The 21049-nt window shown below is 34.2% G+C and carries 20 protein-coding genes and 2 pseudogenes; 4 read left to right on the forward strand and 18 right to left on the reverse strand.

Going from position 1 to position 21049, the window contains the following annotated elements; genetic code table 11:
- Positions 1-74 precede the first annotated feature (74 nt).
- A complete protein-coding gene (locus Y7E_RS0116320) occupies positions 75-1322 on the reverse strand; it encodes a DUF445 domain-containing protein (protein WP_017152343.1) in 1248 nt (415 codons plus the stop codon).
- 248 nt (positions 1323-1570) lie between these two features.
- Entirely contained in the window at positions 1571-2917 is a 1347-nt protein-coding gene (locus Y7E_RS0116325; protein ID WP_017152344.1) for a D-serine ammonia-lyase, read from the reverse strand.
- 148 nt (positions 2918-3065) lie between these two features.
- Between Y7E_RS0116325 and Y7E_RS0116330 the strand changes: the two genes are divergently transcribed.
- Positions 3066-3611 (forward strand): helix-turn-helix domain-containing protein, encoded by a 546-nt coding sequence (locus Y7E_RS0116330; RefSeq protein WP_017152345.1) that lies wholly within the window; start codon positions 3066-3068, stop codon positions 3609-3611.
- 76 nt (positions 3612-3687) lie between these two features.
- On the opposite strand, the pseudogene Y7E_RS34785 reads toward Y7E_RS0116330, so the two are convergent.
- The 6 genes and pseudogenes from Y7E_RS34785 to Y7E_RS0116355 all read right to left on the reverse strand — a co-directional run.
- Positions 3688-3804 (reverse strand): annotated as a pseudogene (locus tag Y7E_RS34785) (potassium-transporting ATPase subunit KdpA); the annotation flags it as partial.
- Positions 3805-3967: 163 nt separating this feature from the next.
- Complete coding sequence (locus Y7E_RS0116335) at positions 3968-4669, reverse strand: prolipoprotein diacylglyceryl transferase family protein (RefSeq protein ID WP_026049239.1); 702 nt, start codon at positions 4667-4669, stop codon at positions 3968-3970.
- A 17-nt stretch (positions 4670-4686) separates the two neighbouring features.
- The gene (locus Y7E_RS0116340; RefSeq protein WP_017152347.1) at positions 4687-5241 is read right to left on the reverse strand and encodes a TlpA family protein disulfide reductase; all 555 of its coding nucleotides are present in this window, start codon (positions 5239-5241) and stop codon (positions 4687-4689) included.
- Positions 5242-5258: 17 nt separating this feature from the next.
- On the reverse strand, positions 5259-5972 hold the full coding sequence (locus Y7E_RS0116345) for a cytochrome c biogenesis CcdA family protein (RefSeq protein ID WP_017152348.1): 714 nt from the start codon (positions 5970-5972) through the stop codon (positions 5259-5261).
- A gap of 55 nt (positions 5973-6027) precedes the next feature.
- The gene (locus Y7E_RS0116350; protein WP_034278804.1) at positions 6028-6777 is read right to left on the reverse strand and encodes a M56 family metallopeptidase; all 750 of its coding nucleotides are present in this window, start codon (positions 6775-6777) and stop codon (positions 6028-6030) included.
- A gap of 67 nt (positions 6778-6844) precedes the next feature.
- A complete protein-coding gene (locus tag Y7E_RS0116355; protein WP_017152350.1) occupies positions 6845-7258 on the reverse strand; it encodes a BlaI/MecI/CopY family transcriptional regulator in 414 nt (137 codons plus the stop codon).
- A gap of 521 nt (positions 7259-7779) precedes the next feature.
- Between Y7E_RS0116355 and Y7E_RS0116365 the strand changes: the two genes are divergently transcribed.
- Positions 7780-8478: a Type 1 glutamine amidotransferase-like domain-containing protein gene (locus tag Y7E_RS0116365; protein WP_017152352.1), complete on the forward strand. Its 699-nt coding sequence runs from the start codon at positions 7780-7782 to the stop codon at positions 8476-8478.
- A 67-nt stretch (positions 8479-8545) separates the two neighbouring features.
- Here Y7E_RS0116365 and Y7E_RS0116370 read toward each other — a convergent pair whose 3' ends face one another.
- From Y7E_RS0116370 to Y7E_RS0116380, 3 genes are read right to left on the reverse strand one after another with little or no spacing between them, the layout of a single operon-like run.
- Positions 8546-9955 (reverse strand): MATE family efflux transporter, encoded by a 1410-nt coding sequence (locus Y7E_RS0116370; protein WP_017152353.1) that lies wholly within the window; start codon positions 9953-9955, stop codon positions 8546-8548.
- A gap of 18 nt (positions 9956-9973) precedes the next feature.
- Positions 9974-10327, reverse strand: a complete 354-nt coding sequence (locus Y7E_RS0116375; RefSeq protein ID WP_017152354.1) for a GIY-YIG nuclease family protein — start codon at positions 10325-10327, stop codon at positions 9974-9976.
- 27 nt (positions 10328-10354) lie between these two features.
- Positions 10355-11107: a DUF2087 domain-containing protein gene (locus Y7E_RS0116380; RefSeq protein WP_017152355.1), complete on the reverse strand. Its 753-nt coding sequence runs from the start codon at positions 11105-11107 to the stop codon at positions 10355-10357.
- A gap of 838 nt (positions 11108-11945) precedes the next feature.
- Between Y7E_RS0116380 and Y7E_RS31860 the strand changes: the two are divergent.
- A pseudogene (locus Y7E_RS31860) lies at positions 11946-12313 on the forward strand (PH domain-containing protein).
- Between the two features lie 214 nt (positions 12314-12527).
- On the opposite strand, the gene Y7E_RS0116385 reads toward Y7E_RS31860, so the two are convergent.
- Both Y7E_RS0116385 and Y7E_RS0116390 read right to left on the reverse strand, forming a co-directional pair.
- Complete coding sequence (locus Y7E_RS0116385) at positions 12528-12929, reverse strand: hypothetical protein (RefSeq protein ID WP_017152356.1); 402 nt, start codon at positions 12927-12929, stop codon at positions 12528-12530.
- Between the two features lie 29 nt (positions 12930-12958).
- Positions 12959-13327 (reverse strand): hypothetical protein, encoded by a 369-nt coding sequence (locus Y7E_RS0116390; protein WP_017152357.1) that lies wholly within the window; start codon positions 13325-13327, stop codon positions 12959-12961.
- A 672-nt stretch (positions 13328-13999) separates the two neighbouring features.
- On the opposite strand from Y7E_RS0116390, the gene Y7E_RS0116395 reads away from it, so the two are divergent.
- Positions 14000-15220 carry a macrolide family glycosyltransferase gene (locus Y7E_RS0116395; RefSeq protein ID WP_017152358.1) on the forward strand — a complete coding sequence of 407 codons (1221 nt, stop codon included), beginning with the start codon at positions 14000-14002 and terminating at the stop codon, positions 15218-15220.
- 69 nt (positions 15221-15289) lie between these two features.
- Here the strand turns inward: Y7E_RS0116395 and Y7E_RS0116400 are convergent, their stop codons facing one another.
- The 5 genes from Y7E_RS0116400 to Y7E_RS0116420 all read right to left on the reverse strand — a co-directional run bounded on the left by Y7E_RS0116400 (position 15290) and on the right by Y7E_RS0116420 (position 21043).
- A complete protein-coding gene (locus tag Y7E_RS0116400) occupies positions 15290-15559 on the reverse strand; it encodes a hypothetical protein (RefSeq protein ID WP_017152359.1) in 270 nt (89 codons plus the stop codon).
- A gap of 93 nt (positions 15560-15652) precedes the next feature.
- Positions 15653-17041 carry a class II fumarate hydratase gene (fumC, locus tag Y7E_RS0116405; protein ID WP_017152360.1) on the reverse strand — a complete coding sequence of 463 codons (1389 nt, stop codon included), beginning with the start codon at positions 17039-17041 and terminating at the stop codon, positions 15653-15655.
- A gap of 109 nt (positions 17042-17150) precedes the next feature.
- Entirely contained in the window at positions 17151-17936 is a 786-nt protein-coding gene (locus Y7E_RS0116410) for a TerC family protein (RefSeq protein WP_017152361.1), read from the reverse strand.
- Positions 17937-18108: 172 nt separating this feature from the next.
- The gene (gene nhaC / locus Y7E_RS0116415; protein ID WP_017152362.1) at positions 18109-19512 is read right to left on the reverse strand and encodes a Na+/H+ antiporter NhaC; all 1404 of its coding nucleotides are present in this window, start codon (positions 19510-19512) and stop codon (positions 18109-18111) included.
- A 433-nt stretch (positions 19513-19945) separates the two neighbouring features.
- Positions 19946-21043 (reverse strand): alanine racemase, encoded by a 1098-nt coding sequence (locus Y7E_RS0116420; protein WP_017152363.1) that lies wholly within the window; start codon positions 21041-21043, stop codon positions 19946-19948.
- Positions 21044-21049: the final 6 nt, after the last annotated feature.

A 21049-nucleotide genomic window follows, 5' to 3' on the forward strand; every position in this document is an offset into this window, starting at 1 on the left:
GATCATAAATATAAAATAAAAAACACCTTCATAATAAAGCGAAGATGTTCTCTTTTCCAATGCTACATATATAACTATATAATCGCCTTCAATCCTTCTAACACCAACCCAATCATAAAACCACAAACAGCACCATTCACTCGAATCCACTGCAGATCTTTACCCACGTTATTTTCAATCATTTCAATTAGCGTTTTATCATCTAACTTATCAAGATTTTCTTGCACAAGTTTTCCAATCTTAGAATGATTGTTTTCAACAAGGTTTACAATTTGCTTTTGCAGCCAGTCTTCCATTTTTCGAACTGTTACTGGATCTTCTTTCACTTTGTTCATTTGTTTCGTTACAAATGGAAGAAGATATTGATCTACAAATTCTTCTTTTTTAATAAAAGCAACTGCTTTTTCTTGTGCTTGTCCTAACAATTCCTTTATCTTCTCAGCAGCATTCCAATTTTTGATCCAGTTTTCTTTCCACTTCTCTAGTTCTCGTAATACTGCTTCATTTTCCTTAACATGAATAAGTTCTTGACGAATTTTCATTAATATAAGCTGTCTTGTACTATTATCAGGATTTTGTAAGCTACTAATATTACTAATTACAAATTTCTGTAAAATCCCTCCAATTTTATCTTCATCCACAATATTCATGAACGATTTAAGAGTAAACTGCAAAAATCCATCTACCTTTATATTTTCCATCGCTTTCATTCCTAAGCTTCCAAGCTGATAACGAGCCTCTTCTTGGGCTGTCCACTCTTTCGCTTTGACTAACATATAATCAAGTGTTTTTTCATCGTATTCTTGCACAACCAATTGATCAATAAGGACTTGCAGTATGTTTCCTGTATTAACCGTATGTATATATGTTTTTAATTCTTTTTCAATCACAATAGCTAACTTTTCGGTATCAATTTGAAAAATCGCTTTTTCAGCAATTGTAACAATCCCTTTTTTCACAGCATCGGATTGTAGCTCTCTTTCTGCAATCTGCAACACCATTTGTGATAACTGCATTTCTTTTACTTTACTCGTTATACTTTCCTTCGTTAGCCACTCATTTTCTAGTGTAGAAATGAGCCCTTTTGTAACCCGTTTCCGATTTTTAGGGAGCAGCGCTGTATGCGGAATTGGAATCCCCATCGGATGGCGGAATAACGCTGTAACTGCAAACCAATCAGCCAGTCCACCTACTAATCCCGCTTCAAATCCACCTTGTATAATCTCTCCTGCTAGCGTTCCTTGAAACGGGATTGTTGCAGCAAAACCAACTCCCATCACTCCAAGTGAAATACCTGCTAAATATTTTGACTGTATTGACATTGTATATACACATCCTCTTATTATGTAAAATGAAGCTTCTTAATTGTATTCGATTCATATTAGTAACCCTTTATATTTATAAAAGCTTATACCTATACTATAATGAACCACGTTAAAAATAACAAAGAATTTTAGCATTTATTAGAATGACTAATTAAATATACAGTAAATTGAACTGCTTTTCATCCAATCTTAAAGGTAATCTTATTTAAATAAAAAAGATGAGGCCATCCAAGCCTCATCTTTTATTACTTTCGTTCCTCTAACGCTAAATTCAAACCCTTTTGATAATATTGCATCATCACTTCTTCAGGAACCATACTACCACCAGTTCCCCAAACGATGTGTGTACCTTTATTCACTTTTTCTGTTAAATTATGCTTTTGCAAATACTCTTTGCCCTCTATATATAATTTCATTGGACCTATCATACCTGCTAGCGCAGAAGGCTCTAAGTAGATTTTTTCTGTATCAGCAAGTTCCGTTAACAATTTATACAACTGCGAATCGCTAACTGTATAATTACCACTTAGAAACGGTTCCATCGTTTTACCGACAAATCCAGACGGTCTCCCTACCGCAAGACCATCCGCATCTGTTATATTATCAACACCAATATCTTGAACTGCAACTTTATCATGAAGTCCAGTCATTAAACCGAGTAACATACATGGGGAGTGAGTAGGCTCTGCAAAGAAGCAATGGACATTGTCTTTATACAATAACTTTAAGCCAAATGCTACTCCTCCAGGTCCACCACCTACCCCGCACGGAAGGTAAACGAATAAAGGATGTTCTTCATCTACTATAATTTCTAACTCTTCTAACTGTTTTTGCAATCGAGATGCTGCCACCGCGTACCCTAAAAATAAATCATGAGAATTTTCATCATCAACAAAATAGCAGGTAGGATCTGCATTTGCTTGCAGACGCCCCTCTTCTACCGCTTTACTATAATCCGCTTCATATTCAATAACCGTTACATTTTTACTTCTTAGTAAATCTTTTTTCCATTGTTTTGCATCAGCTGACATGTGAACAGTTACATTAAAGCCTAACTTAGCACTCATAATGCCGATACTAAGTCCTAAATTACCCGTTGATCCTACCGCAATGGAATACTCCGAGAAGAAGTCTCGAAATCTATCACTATCTAAAATGGAATAATCATCTTGCTTCGTTAACATTCCGTGCTGAAAAGCTAATTCTTCTGCGTGTTTCAACACTTCATAAATGCCACCTCTAGCCTTGATTGAGCCTGATATTGGAAGGTGACTATCGCATTTTAGTAATAATTCCCCTAATATAGATTGCTCATAATTTTGCTCTAAAGAACGTTTCATAGATGGTATTCTCACTAAAGGCGATTCTATAATCCCATTCGTTCCTTTCGTTTCTGGGAAAACTTTTGCAATATATGGTGCGAAACGCTTTAATCTCTCTTCAGCACCTTTTACATCGACCTCCGTAAGCGGAGAAGCTTGAATCGCTGTTTGGAAATTTTCAATGTTCGGATTCGTCCAAAATATTTCTTCCAATGAAATTAGATTGTTTAATAGTGGATATTGTTCTTTCAATTCCTCTATCCCCTTCATTTCTCTTCCTCCTCATGTCCTTGTAGCCAGTTGTATAATAAATTATAATTAAATTAATTTTAATACAGTTTAACACAAAATTAGCTTTATGTTAATTTAAATTTAATTTTTTTAAATATAATTAAATTATTGTTAAGGAGAATAAATCATGGAAAATATAGATATCGGTAAAAAGATCGAAAAACAAAGAAAAGCCAAAGGTTTAAGTAGTAAAGAACTAGCAAAGATGGCTGAAATTACGCCGTCTATGCTAAGTCAAATTGAACGTGGTTCTGCTAATCCTTCCATCCAAACATTAAAAGTATTAGCTAAAGCTCTTGATGTTCCAACATTTAGTTTTTTACTAGAAGAAACAAATACAGACGATCTAATCGTACGTTCCAATAAACGAAAAAAAATGATTATTGATAATTTATCCTATGAATTGTTATCACCAGATTTCACAGGAAATTTAGCAACAACAATTATGACTGTGCCTCCGAACACTTCTTCCTCGGAAAATCTTCTAGAGCATAGAGGAGAAGAAGTAGCATTTGTTTTAGAAGGAAAGATTACAGTGTATTTAGATGAAGAAGAGTATATATTAGAAACTGGTGATAGTGTAAAAATACCAGCGTATTTAAAACATAAGTGGATAAATAATTTTAATCAAAATGCAGTTGTCTTATTTTCAGTTACCCCACCTATTTTCTAATACATTCAGCTCAAAACACAGTAAAAGGGCAATACATAAGTAATATGTATTGCCCTTCTTTTTTGCAGCAACGTAATTATGATATGGTCAGAGATTCGGCAATTGGTCCAAGCACGAGCACAGGCAAAAATGTTAGTGCACCGATTATAAATATAGTACCTAGTAAAATCCCACCAAATAACCAATCGTCAGTTTAAAAAGTTCCTAAAGTGGATTAAGCGATTTATTATTTGGCTTTAAAATCTACATTGAGCTATTCTGATTGTTAATGTATTCCTCTAAATGATGGTTGTAAAGAGAGATAAAATAAGAAGATACCGGTTTATACAATCTATAAAAACAGCAACACACTCACATCAGTTTGTGTATGTTGCTGTTTTTTTCGGAAGTAACAAAATACCTGTACTAATCACAGCAAAAATAAGTATCTGCTGCATAGATAGACCGAATAATACCGGAACCTGCTCACTTATAAGTGAAATAAAAATATGAGCAATTCCTTCTATAATTAGAAAATAACTTATGTATTTTCTAGTTCCTAGTCTCTCGTTTTCTTTCCATAACCATCCCAATATGCAGATTGCTATTATAATTTCATACATATATATAGGATGATAGGAAAATTTCGAATCATACAGTTTCATTCCCCACGGCATTGTTGTGTTCACACCAACGTGCTGATGAAATAGAAAATAAAAAATAATTATACTGCCAATCCCAAAAGGAAGTGCATCTAGTAAAACCAAAAGTGAAAAGTTAACCTTTTTACTTCTCCATATAACATATCCACTAGCAATCAAGCAACCCATTATAATGTGTTGGGCACTTCCTACAGCGAGTAACGCTTGCCATGGTGATTGAAATGCCCACCCTGGATTCAAAATTGTCGGCACAAATTTCCATGTTAGTACGATGATAAAAAGTCCATTTGTTACTGCATCCATTATTCTCTCATATGGGATACCTTGACTTTTCATTTTTAATTTCATGAGCATAAGTCCAAATAAACTTCCCACTATAAGAGAAATCGGCTGTACTTTCACCATCCAGTCCATCATCATTAGGATGTCCCCTTTTACTTCTCAATTAATTGTTTAAATTTCTTTTCTAGTTGATCTGGAGGTAATACTCCTCGTGCTTGATCTACAATCATCCCATCTTTATCAACAAAAAATGTTGTTGGTAATGAAACAATTTTATAATCAAGTCCAGCCACTCCATCCATATCTAATAAAACTGGGAACTTAAATCCGAAACGATCTGCAAACGCCTTTGCTTCTTGTACCGGATCCCCAATTGTTGCATTTACCGCAAAAATTTCAACGTCTTCTTTATACTTATCATAAAGACGAACTAAGTCTGGCGCTTCCATTTCACACGGTCCACACCATGATGCCCAGAAATTAATAATATACGGTTTTCCTTTTGCATCATTTAATGAATACAGTTTCCCATCTAGTCCTTTAAGTGTAATTTTCGGTGCTTTAAATCCTACTTGAGGTAATACTTCTTTCTCTTGTAGTGCTGCTTGTTTTGCTTTCCTTTCTTTTTCTTCTTGCTTAGAATTATAAAAGTTAACTCCAGCCCAAATAAGTGCTCCAGCCAGTATAATTGCAATTAGTTTTTTCACTTTCTGTCCCCCTATTTTTAAAATCCTGTAAATCCATCAAATAATCGAATAAAAAATGCTGTTATTTTCGTCATTTGATTCGTATAAAGTAAAATACCTGTCAAAATCATCATGCTACCGCCGATTTTCATCATGACACCAGCATATGTAACAATCCATTTTACCTTACCTATAAAAAATGCCATAACAAAGAATGGAACCGCAAAACCAAGTGTATAAGCTGTAATATAAAGAAGTGCCTCATCTGGGTTAGTCGCACCTAGCATTAACACTGCGGAGAATATCGGATCTACACATGGTGTCCATCCAGCTGCATATGTCATACCAACAAAAATAGATCGAATATATCCAGTCGATTTACTTTTATAATGAAATTTCTTTTCGGACATAAGCCACTTCGGTTGAATCAGCCCTGTCATAAATAAACCCATGATGATGATAAAGATTCCACCAATTTGTTGAATGAGCCTTTGATTGGAGGCAAAGGTTACACCAATCCAACTTACAGATAAACCTAGTGCATAAAATATAATGGAAAAACCAATTATGAAAAACAATGTGTGCATCAGTGCTGATTTTTGCATCATACCGCGGTTTTCTTTTAAATCTTGAATGGAAACACCTGTAATATACGATAAATAAGATGGATATAGCGGCAGCGAACATGGTGATACAAATGAAAGTATCCCTGCTCCTACTACAAGCCATATCGTTAAATCTGCTGCGTTCATTTTACTCCTCCCGCAAAACACTACACATAGTAGTGTTAAATATTAAAAAAAGAGGCTATATGCACTCTCCAATAATGAGTACAAAGGAAATAAGAAATAGCTCCATAGTTACGTAAACTGAATTTGTATGTAACGGCATACCAAGCTTTACAGATGACGGACTAACAATTTGCTCAATACGTAAGTTGATTGCCGTCTTCGCAAACGACGCTGTTACAAATGGATTAGATGCTGTTTTTATTTTAATTAATTTTAATAATGCACTACCTAACTCAAACGATGATTTCATTTGATCCATCGCATATTTGTCAGCCAATAGTTCCTGATACGTATGGTAACGCTGTAACATCCCTTTCAATACCGGAATATACATCATCCCTTCTACTAACACCGTAAAGAGAAACAATTTTAAAGGATCACGATTTTTTTGATGATATTCTTCATGCAATACAATCGCATCAATTTCTTCTTCTGTAAACGATTGAAACGCACCTTCTGAAAGAACAATCTTCGGGTGAATCAATCCAATTGTAAATGCCGTAACTTCTAATGACGGTAACAAGTACAGTTGTTTTTCTTTACGAGTAATCCTAACTAGGTTTCGCTTTAATTTTTGGCTATAGAAAAACTGCTTCCACACTCTTTTACATACAACAAATAAAGTAAATAACAACAATCCTCCCATTACAATGCGAATGATTGATAATTCTCTCATATGCTTTTGCAACTCAAATAGGCAAAACCGTGATAGAAAAAATGCCTTATTTCCAAAGAGCAGTGGGTATGTAACGTAGTACACTAACATACAAAAAAAAAGAATACTAATGATGCTTGCTAACAATACTATCTTTCGTATTTGTCACTTCATCATACTAGTCCTCTTTTTTCAATTGATTTAGTTTTGCTTCTAACTTCTTTATTAAAGCTGGATCAGCTTGGTCTAGTTCATCTAACATGTGATTCACAACGAGATTACCAAACTCCCCCATTAATTCCTGTGTCATTTTCTTTGTTTGATTTGATAAAAAGGACTCTTTCGTTTGTACAGCACGATATACACCGCTTCTTTTTACCGTTTGTTTTTGTAAGTGTCCTTTTTCTACCAACCGATTCATCACAGTCATTACTGTATTAAAATTCACTGGAGATTCTTCACTGAGCTTTTGCTGAACTTCTTTAATCGTAATATCCGGGGTATTCCAGATAATCTCCATAATCTTCGCTTCGAGCGGTCCAAAGAAATGGTTTAAGCCTTGTTCATTTAACTTATAGTTCTGTGTGAACATATACTACCTCCTATCACACTACGAATTGTAGTATAAAATGAATAAAAGGTCAAATATGGAATTATGATTAGTGCTACATGATTTCTTTCACTTATACAAAATTCTCCTCCATAATTTCAATTCTTTTAGGATCAAGAATACACTCCAATCACTTCCAAAGCTTTTCTAATTCTTTTTCATGATTAACAAGCTCGATACTTTTCTTAAATGTTTCCTCATCTTCATTACTCTTCAAATATGCAGAACGAAAGAACATATATTTCTGATATAACTGTTTTGCTTTTTCTTGACTCTCGAAGTATTCTCTCTTTTTTCAATTTGTATATGATATTGATACACTTTTACAAACATACTGATTCCCCCTAACATTATCTCATTATTTTCTACTAAATTCTATACAGTACATCCCTTCCCTTTATTTAAGAACACTTTCCTATTTTCATCTTTTGTTACAGAAGGAAAGAAACTCCCCTGTAGCGAAATTCTACAGATAACAAAAATCTATTAGGTGGTGCTTCATTATGAAGTTAGCTGTAATTGGCGGAGGTTATCTCGAACAGACAGATCATTTCCATATAAATCAACGACTTGTAGAGTTAACTGGCAAACAATCTCCAAGGGTATTGTTTATCCCAACGGCAAGCAATGATGATGAAAGTTATATAAAAGAATTTAGAGAAACATTTGAAAAGCAGTTACAGTGTGATGTTCACACCCTATGTTGTATAAAAGAAAGCTATAGCGAAGATAAAATAAGTGAAATGATTCATTTTGCTGATTTTATCTATCTAGGTGGAGGAAATTATATTCATATGCTTGAAAAGTGGAAAGAAAACAAAATTGATGAAAAGTTAATAGCAGCCTTGCATAATGGAACATTCATTGCAGGATATAGCGCTGGTGCTATGTGTTGGTTTACAACTGGACTTCGTTCAAATTACAAAGGAGAAGGCTATATAGAAAGCCCCGGCTGGAATATGGTCAACAAACACTTCTGTCCCCATTACAATCAGCCGGATAGAGCGACTGCTTTCCATCTATTCTTACAAAACCATGCATGTGATGTAGAAGGCATTGCTTTAGAGGATAATTGCGCTCTTTATATAACAGAAAATTCCTTTGAAATTATCGGGGATCCAGAGAAAGCCTGGGAATTCTATATGAATAATGGAAAACTCATGAGACACCATTTTGATGTGACTTTGAAAAGTTATTTATGAGTTCGTTGTACTCATACAAATGAAAATGTCCCTAAGCCTTCATCTTAGGGACACTTTCATTTACTTTCTAACTAACAAGACGAGTAATTCGCTTCTTCTGCCACGAAAGCTTATAATACCCGTATTGTAAAATCAAACTCACAATAAATGCTGCTGGATAGCCAATCCATATACCTTCTATACCAAGATCCGTATGGTATGATAAGAAATAAGCAACTGGTACTTCTACAAGCCAAATCGATACAACACCGATAACGGTTGGCCATAGTACGGTTCCGCTTGCTCTCATTGTTGCACCAATAATTTGTGCATGACCGAAAATTAAATAACTCCATAGTGTAATCATAACTAAACTATGCGCGATTTCAATTGTATCGGGACTTGTTAGGAACAGTGATAGAATTTCTCTTGAGAACATGTAAATAAGAGCAATTAATACACCGCCGATGATATAGTTCATCACAATTCCTGCTCGAACAACTTTCTGTAATCGATCAAATTGATTCGCACCAATGGATTGTGCAGCAAAGATCGATACCGTAATTCCAAGACTGACTGCTGGCATTTGTACATAACTTGCTACTTGGTTCACGACTCCATAGGCTGCGGTCGCATCAGAACCGAAGCGATTTACAAATGCGATAACTGCAATCTCAGATAATGAGACTAATATCATATTAATACTTGCCGGAATGCCAAGGCGTAGTAATAACTTTAATAATTCCCAATCCATACGAAGATATTTTCGTACCGTTTCATCCAATTGCAATGGATGATTTTTCTTCTTTAAATAAATAAGCATAACAACAAACGTTATAATCGTTGATATTACAGAGGCATAAGCTGCTCCATAAACATCAAGTTTCGGCATCCCTAACCACCCAAAAATAAGAACAGGTAATAATAGCATGTTCAATACTGTACTAACTATTAAAAAATAAAATGGCGTTTTAGAATCTCCTGTCCCTCGCATAAATGTTGTATATGCAAAATATAAGAATAAGACTGGCATTGAAATAAATAAAATGCGTGCATAGTGTACACTCATATCAATAATATTTTCTGGTGTCCCCATTAGACGCATAATATCCATGGCGAATATACTTCCTACTACTGCTAAAACGGCTCCAATAATAAATGTAAACGTGAGTGTTGTACCAACGACCGCTTTCACACGATCTTCATTACGAGCACCAAATGCCTGCCCGATTAAAATAGAACTACCCGAACCAATTCCAATTACAAATGAAACAAGTAAAAAGAACAATGGGAAAAACGCAGAAATGGCAGCTAAATCATTTACACCAAGCCATCGCCCTACTACTACCATCCCAAACAACTGTCCAACTGATTGTAATACATTACTTAAAAGTAAGGGAACTAAAAACATGGACATTGATTTCCATATCGGCTTCCCTTCCTTTTGTTGATCTTGTGATTCTACACCTTCTTGAATGTTATCTGCCGGTGATTTCAACTTTCATTTCTCCTTTTATTAAGAGACTGCTCGGTTGTACCCGCGCTCTCCATATGGCTGCAATTCCTTCAGCCACTTCTCTTCTAATTTTTTCAATTCTTCCCTAGCATTAAAATACCCAGTCTCTTTCTTTTTCAAGACTTCTAACACTTCAAATTCAAATGCATCTGCACCGTACTGCTTCCAGTCATCTTGTAAGGCTCTATTTGTATGAGAACCTACATTGAGTTCAAAACGTCTTCCACTCATTGTCTTTAAATTCATTGTACGCTCGACATACATTTTCTTATTTTTTGTATTTGTAATACGATAAACACCAGCTTCAATCTCTGTTTCTTTGTATAATTGTTTTAATTCTGCTCTTCTATTCATTTTCCTTTCTCCTTTCTTTATTTTCCCTTATAACTTAACCCAATATTTACTTCCATCAGGTGTTCGATCTAGAAAACCATATTCAATTAAGTATCTTCTCAAAGTTACAAAGTCTGGATACACTTGTTCTAAAATTTGATTCACTTCTTTTTCTGTATACTTCTCACTACTATCAAACTTTTTCACTAAATGTCTCAATATAATAAGTTTGCGTTTTTGTTTCTTCGGAAATTTAACAAGTGGCCCATCTAATCCTTCTGTAAAATGCAATTTCAGCACTTCATCATTCTCTTCTTCTGTAATGTTATATCTGTCATCCACCATTGTAGCTGTTCGATGAATTGGTAAAAATTTAGACTGCACTTCTGATAATTCCATTAGCGCTAAAAACACCTTAGCCTGTTTCATCTTCTCTCGTAATGTAAAGCGATGATTTCGAATTGTTGATGTGCTTCCACCATCCAGTTCTTTCACAATTTCTTTATCATTTAAACCCATATAAAAAAACTGTACCATCTTCTTTTGTAAGTCAGTTAAACCTGTAAACTTCTTATCAAGACTTAATAAATAGTCGAACATAGATGTATGTTCCTTTTCAATATGCAACTGTGCGAATTTCTCTGCTTCATACAAAACATTGTAGTCTTGATAAATAACACCTTTAATAAATTTTTCTCCACAAGCTAAACAAATGTATTCTTCTGTTTCCTTTTCAAATACATATCCATTTTTCAGTTCCTCAACTGTGGCTTCCCAAAAGCGCTCTGAAATATCACTCATACTAAACAATCCTCCAAATAGTTTGTTATTAATGCAAACAAATTACGATATCGTTTATCGACTTCATCATATTACCATAAACAATATAAACTTTTCAACATTATGTTTACTTATTTTATAAACAAATACAAAAATGTTTGTATTTGTTTAAAGAGAGGTGTTTACTTATGATACAAAATGAAAGAATCTTATCTTTTTACAGGTACTCCACTCCATTAATGAGAATTATCTTTTGATAAAAAATTTCTAAGGGTATGTTTAAAACGCTATAGTAATCATTCAAGAGCCTTTGTTTACTATAAAATCATTGGAAGATATAAAATGAACAGTGCCATATCTACGTGAAAATGATTTTGTTAAACATGGGACTCGTATTCATTTTTTTGAAGGAATTTTATAGTTAATTAAAAAAACAAAAATCTATTAAAAGATTTTTGTTTTTATTACACCCGATTATGTCACTTTATTTACTCTCCATTTCTATTGTCATATCATCATAAAAAAACAACGGCTTATTGTTTCGTCACAACGTGGATCAAAGTCTTACTTATTTTTATGATTTCTTTTTTATTCGTTAGTGGGTTCTAATCCCCTTGAAATCCATTCGAATATTCACAACCATTCAAAGTGAAAAGACATACAAATAGTACACCTATCATCATACCTTTTTTATACCGTACTCTAAACCACCCTGAATATTAAAAACTAAACAGCATACACATTCCCTATCAAATCCCAAATAGAGATATCATAATTCACATTTTAAAATTTCACATGAATTCCCTGAGAACAAAATATGCAATTGTTTAATAAAGCAAAATTTCAGAGGTGATTAGAAATGAAGTTCAAAGTTTAAAAAATCCTGTACACGTATTTATCTTTATATTAGTAAGCATTATTGGGTGTGCACAAATTTTCATTCAAGGTGATGATCATATTTATTTTAGTTGTATTATGCTATTGAATCTATTCAACCTTTTCTCTCTGTATAGATCTACTTATGAAATAACTAATGGTTCACTAGTCGTTAAGTACTTTTTTACAACTACTGAAATCCCCTTTAAAAATGTACGTCACATAAAATATTATGGAAAACAATTAGGTTCAAAATAATGGACAAGACAACGATTAGAAATTATGTATGGACTATTTGATACTTTAACAGTTTGTGTGCCACAAGAAGAGAAAAAATTTATCAGTTTATAAAAAAACAAATGTCCCAACCTAAAAGTAATTGACAAACCTACCAATTAATCATATTAGCAAGTTTGTCTATCCTATGAATTGTCAAACTTACTAACTCTCTTCTTTACCTCTAATCTTTCATGACATTCTATACATTACGATTCCATCATTAATAACATTTTCTTTAAAAAACAACTATGCGATTTCACAGTACGTAAGGGTATCAGATGTACCTTTATTCTTTAATAAGAAAATAATCTTTGTGGTTAGTACTAATTAAATAACCTTTTCTCCCATTAATCTTCATGATTTTTCTATATAGTGAATTAATCGTCTTTGCTTCAATATATTTACCAGTCACAACATTATCTTTATTTAAATAGGACAAAATTAGCGCCCCATCTTCTCTTTTATCACATTCTACACAAAACGAAAAAACACGCGTTTCATTTTCTACTTGGAGTTTCCCGTTTTCAGTATCGTAATGCCCTTCCTGTAATACAATACTTAAATCCCTCATATCATATTTTCCTAAATCCATATATATTTTCCCATGGCTATATTTATCAATATTCCAATCAAGCACTCTTACTACTTGACCTAAAACTGTGTTTATTGCAAGTTCTAAAGGATTCATTTAACTCACCTACCAACTATTATAATTAATCAATTTTGTTTAATAATACGATAATCACTTCTTCTCGTATTAATAATATAAGTGTCTTTTCCATTGACTTTAATCGATTTTGTTAATATCCTATCAATTTCCTTCGTTTCAATATAAATTCCTGTTACTTCTTGTCTATCTGTCACCCAAGATAGTATTACTCCTTGCTCTCCATTAATTCGAGCATTAAAATGATTTCCTACCATTTCTTGATCTATTGAAAATTCTTTTGTATAAAAAGAAAGCATTCCCTTTTGAATAACCACCTTTTTTTTACAAAAACCTTTCTCCCCTAAATGATTTGCAATAACTGCTTGTTTCCTATCTCCTACATCATCAAACATACCCTCTAATAACTCTTCAAGCATATGCAATCCCCTTTTTCTTCAGTTAATTATTTAATTCTCATTCATAATACACTTAAATTTTACCATATTAGGTTAACGCTTCTGTTATTGTTTTTTAACTCTATCTAAACTGAATGTATAGTAGATATAAAGTGAAACGTTAATGCGGGATAAAAAACAAAGATTAATATTGATGGAATTTCCCTTTACGACATAGAATCGCTTTTTACCTACCTTAAATTTATAGAAATATCTAAATAGAAGCGGGATTGTAAAAGCTAATTTTTTGTCTAATAAAACAAATGTGCGCACTAATAGGCATACTAACAAAAAGAAGTCTCATGGGGATTGTCTATTTCAACTCCATATGAATACAACATATAATTCCCCCGCACAAAAACAGAATCGACTGCACCGTTAAAACATTTTTATAGACTATAACCAAAAACGTTTGTTATAATTCAAACAGAAAATAAATACGTTTGTTTTTTAAGATTCATTTAAAGATGAAATACACATCCAAAAAAATGAAAATAGAGATCTTATTACACAATATTTCTCAGCATAATAATCTACTTTATGATTATAACCATCATATTCTGTAATTCGCACTGCTACAGGAATCATTACTGATAAAACTTATATTCTCTTCGCTTAGACTTGTATCAAACTATATTTACTGGAGGGATAAATATGAAAAAAGCACTTTACATCAACATAGGTGGGGAAGGACATGTAAATCCAACATTAGAATTAGTAAATGATTTAGTAAAACGCAGAGAACATATTGTCTATTATTCATCAAATCATTTTGAAGAAAAAATCAAAAAAGTAGGTGCTCAGTTCCGTCCCGTTGATCAAAAGGCACAAAGAAATCTTGCAGAAAGTATGGGGCTTATGGCTTCCCAACCTAAAGAATATTTATTACAATTTCTAAATGCAATGGAAATGATCACCGACTCCATTCTAGAGGAAATTTCCAAAGAAACGTATGATTACATCATATACGATGCACAGTCTTTACCTGGAAAATGGATTGCTCACCAAAGCAAGTTATTATCTATTGCAACTTGGGCCACTTTCGCATATTCACAAGATCCAAAAGTAAATATGTCTCTGACAGGAATAGATGATATGGAACAAAAACAAAAGCGTTTGGCCATGTTAAAAGCATTTTTACAATTAGAAGAAATCACCAACCGCAAATTATATTTAGAAAATAAATATGATATTCCATTACCTGATAACTTTTTACTTTGCCCTGGTTCAGGAGATTTGAATATCGTCTTTACTTCCTCCTATTTCCAAAGAAATAGCAATGCTTTTCAAAATGACTATATTTTTGTCGGTCCTTCCATTGCTGAAAATGGAACTTCAAACGATTTTCCAATTGACCTATTAAAAAGAACACGTGTAATTTACATTTCTATGGGGACGATTATGAACAACCAGCCTGAATTTTATCAAAAATGCTTCGTCGCTTTAAAAGATTTAAATGTTAAAGTAGTGCTTAGTATAGGCAAACAATTAACAGCGGAACAGCTAGGAGATATACCAGATAATTTTATTGTTCGTAACTATGTTCCTCAATTAGATATACTTCGCCAAACTGATGTCTTTATTAGCCATTGTGGAATGAATAGCACCAGTGAATCACTTTATTTTGAAGTACCCTTAGTCATGCTTCCTATCATAAATGATCAACATACGATTGCTGAACGAGTAAGAGAACTTGGTGCAGGAATGATGTTAAATATTCAACAATTATCGGTGGAGGATATCAAAGAAGCCGTTAGTACAATGTTAATAAATCCCATTTATAAAAAGAATACAAAAAAAATTAGTCAATCATTTCGTAACGCGGGTGGTTATGCTAGAGCCGCTAATGAAATTTTTAAATTTACTCGTTCATGAAAATTATGAAAGCTCCATGTTTTCTCTAATATGGAGCTTTTTATAGCACATAAGCGTTATCATGTGAAACTAATTACTAGATTTACTTTGTCTTGCTCCCCTTTCTCTTCTTTCAATAAGTTTAAGAGTTGCAAATCCTACGATGGAAGATAAAAAAACAAAGAGTAATTGTATGTATTCAATCTCAAAGAAGTGATTCGTAGATACTGCTGGGGTTAGCATTGCGACGCTCGTCCACTCCGGTGAATCCTGCATATAAAAGTATATGATAGTACTTGATGACAATTGTAATACGATATATGTGATAAGCACTGATAATGTAGAAATGGCATATTTCATTCTCCTCACCTCCCTTTCATTTCAAATATTTTACCATGAAAAAAGAGCCAAGATTTTAAAATTAAAACCTTGGCTCTTCATTATTCATTAAGATTATTCTTTCGGCGCAATCATTTTCTTCGGATCTACAATTTCATCAAACTGTTCTTCCGTTAATAACCCTGATTGTAATGCTGCTTCTTTTAATGTTAATCCCTCTTTATGAGCATGTTTCGCAATTTTCGCTGCATTTTCATATCCGATATGTGGATTTAATGCTGTAACAAGCATTAAAGAACGATTTACATTTTGGTTAATCACCTCTTCATTTGCTTCGATACCAACTGCACATTTATCATTGAACGAAACTGTTGCATCTGCTAATAAACGAGCAGATTGTAAGAAGTTATATGCAATTACTGGCTTAAATACGTTTAACTCAAAGTTACCTTGGCTCGCTGCAAATCCAATTGTTGCGTCATTCCCCATAACTTGCGCCGCAACCATTGTTAATGCTTCACTTTGCGTTGGATTTACTTTCCCCGGCATAATAGAGCTTCCCGGTTCATTCGCAGGAATAATAATTTCACCAAGACCACTACGTGGACCACTTGCAAGCCAACGTACATCGTTTGCAATCTTCATTAAATCCGCTGCCAATGCTTTTAACGCACCATGTGCAAAAACAACTTCATCATGACTTGTTAATGCATGAAACTTATTTGGAGCTGATACAAATTGTTTTCCTGTAAACTGACTAATTTCCTCTGCCACCATCGCACCAAATTTTGGATGCGCATTAATGCCCGTGCCAACTGCAGTACCACCAATGGCAAGCTCTTTCATATATGTATTGCTATCTGCAATCATACGCTCCGTTTTTTCAAGCATACGGTGCCAACCACTAATTTCTTGACCTAATGTTAGAGGCGTTGCATCTTGCAAATGCGTACGACCGATTTTAATAATATTTTGAAACTCATTTACTTTTTTCTTTAACGTTTCTTTTAATTTTATAATCGCTGGTAATACTTGATTTTCTACCGCAATCACGCAAGCAACGTGAAGTGCTGTTGGGAATGTGTCATTTGAGCTTTGAGACATGTTCACATCATCATTTGGGTGAATATGTACATCAAGCTCTTTTTCTTTTAAAATTTGATTCCCGCGGTTTGCGATTACTTCATTCACATTCATATTCGATTGTGTACCGCTACCTGTTTGCCATACAACAAGTGGGAAATGTTCATCCCATTTTCCTGCCAAGATCTCATCGACTGCTTCTACAATCGCCTGAGCTTTTTCTTCTGATAACTTCCCTAATTTCTGATTACTAATCGCTGCACTTTTCTTTAAAATCGCAAATGCTTGCACAATTTCAAGCGGCATATGCTCCGTTCCAATCGGAAAGTTTTCTTTACTGCGCTGTGTTTGCGCTGCCCATAATTTATCAGCCGGAACTTTCATTTCTCCTAATGTATCTCTCTCAATTCTGTACTCCATGTTTTCATCCCCTTGAAAATATAATAGCTACATTTTTTATTGTAACAGACTTCCCCTCAAATGATAAGGATTCTCACTCTTATTTATTCATAATTCTATATTTGAAAAATTATGTTTCAAATGGATCAGGAGATAAAAACCAACCACAAACGCCAATCGCAAGTAATATAATATAAAAAATAGCTTTCCACGTAACTGATTGGGGGAAATCTGTATCAATGATTCCAACCATAGGATGTGCTAGTGTTGAAACAATAAGTTTCACACCTACCCATCCAACAATCATAAAAGCTGCCGTTTCAAGACCAGGTCTTTCACGCAATAACTTTACGAAGTAAGTAGCTGCGAATCGCATAATAATTAAACCAGCCATTCCACCCGTTAAAATAACAAAAAATCTCCCTGCGTCAAGGCCACCTATCATCCCTTTATTTAGTGGTGTAATTGTTAATGTAAGAGCCACTGCAGCTAAAATTGAATCAATCGCAAATGCAGTATCTGTAATCTCTACTTTCAAAACCGTTAGCCAAAAACCACTTTTCTTTTTCGGGGTATTTTCTTCAATCTTGTTTTCCTGCTCTCCATGCTTTACTCTTTGCCATTTCTTTTTTCGATATATTTTAACCAAACTTCTAGCAGAAAGAAACAATAAATAAACCGCACCAATCGCTTGCATCTGCCATACATTCACAAGAAATGAAATTAAAAATAATGATCCAAATCGAAATATCAACGCTCCAAACAATCCATAAAACAACGCTTTTTTACGATCATCTTCAGGTAAATGTCTAACCATAATCGCAAGTACAAGAGCATTATCTGCAGATAATACTCCTTCTAGTGCGATAAGAATTAATATAACTCCCCCATACTCCAGCAGTAGCGATTCAGTCATATCTCTCCTCCTGTTTTTGATACTATATATTTTGCTTTTTGGTATGGGAAATATACTAATATCATCGGAAACTGAACAACCCGTAAGTTCGAATCGAACTTACGGGTTGACTTAGTACTATAACATGAAAAACTCTATAACAAATCAACGAAAGGGATGATTTTTCCTTATATTATGACGCTTGTTTTCCTTTTTCAGCATCATCAACATACCAAATGAATTTCCCTGTATATCCGTATATAACTGCTAGCGCTAATGATACGAAGCTCATCCACATGAATGGAATGTATGATAATGTTGCAACGCCTAATATACCAGCCATGAAAATCCCGTTATCAGACCATGGAACCATCCCTGAAGTTAGCGTTCCACCTACTTCTGAATTACGCGCTAATATACGGCGATCTAGTTTTAATTTGTCATAGCTGTCTTGCATAATTTTTGGAGTTAAAATAAGTGATACGTACATTGCACAACCGAATACGTTTGCCAGAAAAGCAACGATTAATGTGGACAGCGTTACATTTCCTGCAGAGTTTAGTTTCTTCTCAAATTTCGATACGATTACTTTTAAAACACCTAGTTTTTCAAGTAATCCTCCGAAACCTAATCCAAAAATAATAACAGCTACTGAACCGAGCATACCGTCAATTCCACCACGATTTAACAGCTTATCAATGAATTCAACACCCGATTCAATTGAGAAGCCATTATATGCTGTTCCAATTGCATCACCGAAGTTCATGCCTTGGAAAAGAGTTGCCCAAATTGCACCAAGAAGCGCTCCCATTGCAATTGTTGGCATCGATGGTTTTTTCAATGCTAATAGTGCAATGACAATAACCGCTGGAACAAGCATCCATATTTTAATATCAAATTGCTTTAATAAAGCTTCTTTTAAAAATTCCACTTTGTTTAAATCAACATTATCTCCGCCATACATCCATCCGGCAACTGTAAACATAATTCCGGTAATAATATATGCTGGTACATCTAATACAAGCATCGCTCGAACGTGTGCAATAACATCTACTTTTGCCATTGAAGCAGCAAGTACTGTACTATCAGAAAGTGGAGATAACTTATCTCCAAAGTATGCCCCTGAAAGTACTGCTCCAGCAACTAGTGGAAGCGGTAAGCCAAGACCTTCACCGATTGCCATCATGGCAATACCAGCTGTACCAACTGTTCCCCAAGATGTACCTGTTGCAATGGAAGTAATAGAGCAAATAATTAAGGTTGCTAATAAGAATATACTTGGATGAATAAATTCTAATCCGTAGTAGATCAATGTCGGCACAACACCGCCAGCAATCCATGTTCCAATTAGTGCCCCAACAGCAACTAAGATGAGAACAGCTTCTAGTCCATTGGAAATTCCTTTCGTAATTGCATCTTGCAATTCTTGATAACGAAACCCTAACCTTAGTCCAAGCGCAATTACTAAAAACCATGAAATAAATAGCGCTAATTGAATAGGCAAATTAAAGATCGTTTGAAAGGAAAAGACAACAGCAAGAAACAGTAATAAAAGAATAATGATTTCTGGAATCGATGGTAATCTTACACTTTTCATTTGCTTCTCTCCTTACAAGTCGATAACATGATATACGTCGTCTAACATGTAATTTTGTGTACAATGCACAAAGACAAACTATAATTTTCATATTATTCCGATTTGTTTTTTTAGTATAAATAAATATACACCTTTTCTATTGTAAAAGTAGCGCAGACATTTCGCAATGAAAATTATAAAAAATATTGCATTTTTATTTATTAATTAACAAAACAAGTAAAAAGCCCTAAAAAAAAGAAACAGTTGAGCAAAATTGTTCAACTGTTTCTCTTTTTATCATTTCACGACCTACTTATTGATTATGCACTTCTTTTTCTTCTTCAATTAAAACATTTAGTATATACGTATATTGTTTTACAAACTCAATATATGTAACAAGCGATCGATTGATGAGAGTTCACAATTATTTGGGGTCACGAATCAAAATTTCACTTTATAGAACAAGCACTTTTTGTAACACATCATCTAATACATATTGTTTGTGTACAAGTGAAGAAACCATACCGCTTTGCATCCCGCTATATGCTGGAAGAAACGTAATTATATCGCCTACTCGATATGTCTCACTATCTGTTATATCAATGATTAAATGATCACTACTTCCGCCAAGAATCTCGATATGCCCATCAAGTGGATATAGCCCACTAATATCAAGATCTTGTCGGCCAATCGCAACAATAGCTCGCAATCGTTCTCCTTTTTCTTCAAAACATGGAACTTGACCGAAAGCGTTTTTTCCAATCACACCTCTAGGCATCGAGGGCTTTCTTTTAACCTCAATAATCTCAGCTTCTACTGAAAATATATCTTGGTACATAAAAGGAATGTTCTTCCCATATGCTGTTTCTTTTCCAAGAAAAATAGCTTCACCAATACGAAGAGAATTGACACGCCCTATTTCTTTCCTTTGTAAGATAAGCGGTAGGGAACTGGAGTTTCCACCCGAAATAATGGAAAGTGGCTGCGCGATTTTTTCTTCCACTAGCTCAGTCAATCGTGTTAACTCTAGCAAAGAAGATTCAGTTGGAATCACACCGCTAAAACAAGTAAAATTAGCTCCAATACCAACAAGCTCTATTCCCTGTATCCCCACTACTCTTTGGGCAATCTCCACCATTTGCACAGGCAACATACCTTCGCGAAGGTCTCCTAAATCTACCATTAAAATGACCCGATGTATTTTCCCATATTTCGTCGCAGCCCTTCCCAATGCCTCAATCACGCAGAGTTCAGAATTCAAACTTATATCAGCAGTTATAACCGTCTCCTCTACTTCTGATAAAGCTGGTGTTCTAATTAAAAGAAGTTCCGCACTGTTTCCCACCATTTCACGGATTTTATGAAGATGCTGTAATCTTGAATCTGCAAATTTTGTAAATCCAGCTTCTTTCAAAATTTCGATTACTTCTGTTGCAGCACTTACTCCTTTTGTAACTGGAAAACATGAAACATTTGCATGCTCACATAATCGTTTTATCATAATGGCATTATGCTTTAATTTTGAAAGGTTTATTTTCATGATGGGCCGCATTTTTAT

This window comes from Bacillus bingmayongensis, from assembly GCF_000299035.1.
Classification (GTDB): Bacteria; Bacillota; Bacilli; order Bacillales; family Bacillaceae_G; genus Bacillus_A; species Bacillus_A bingmayongensis.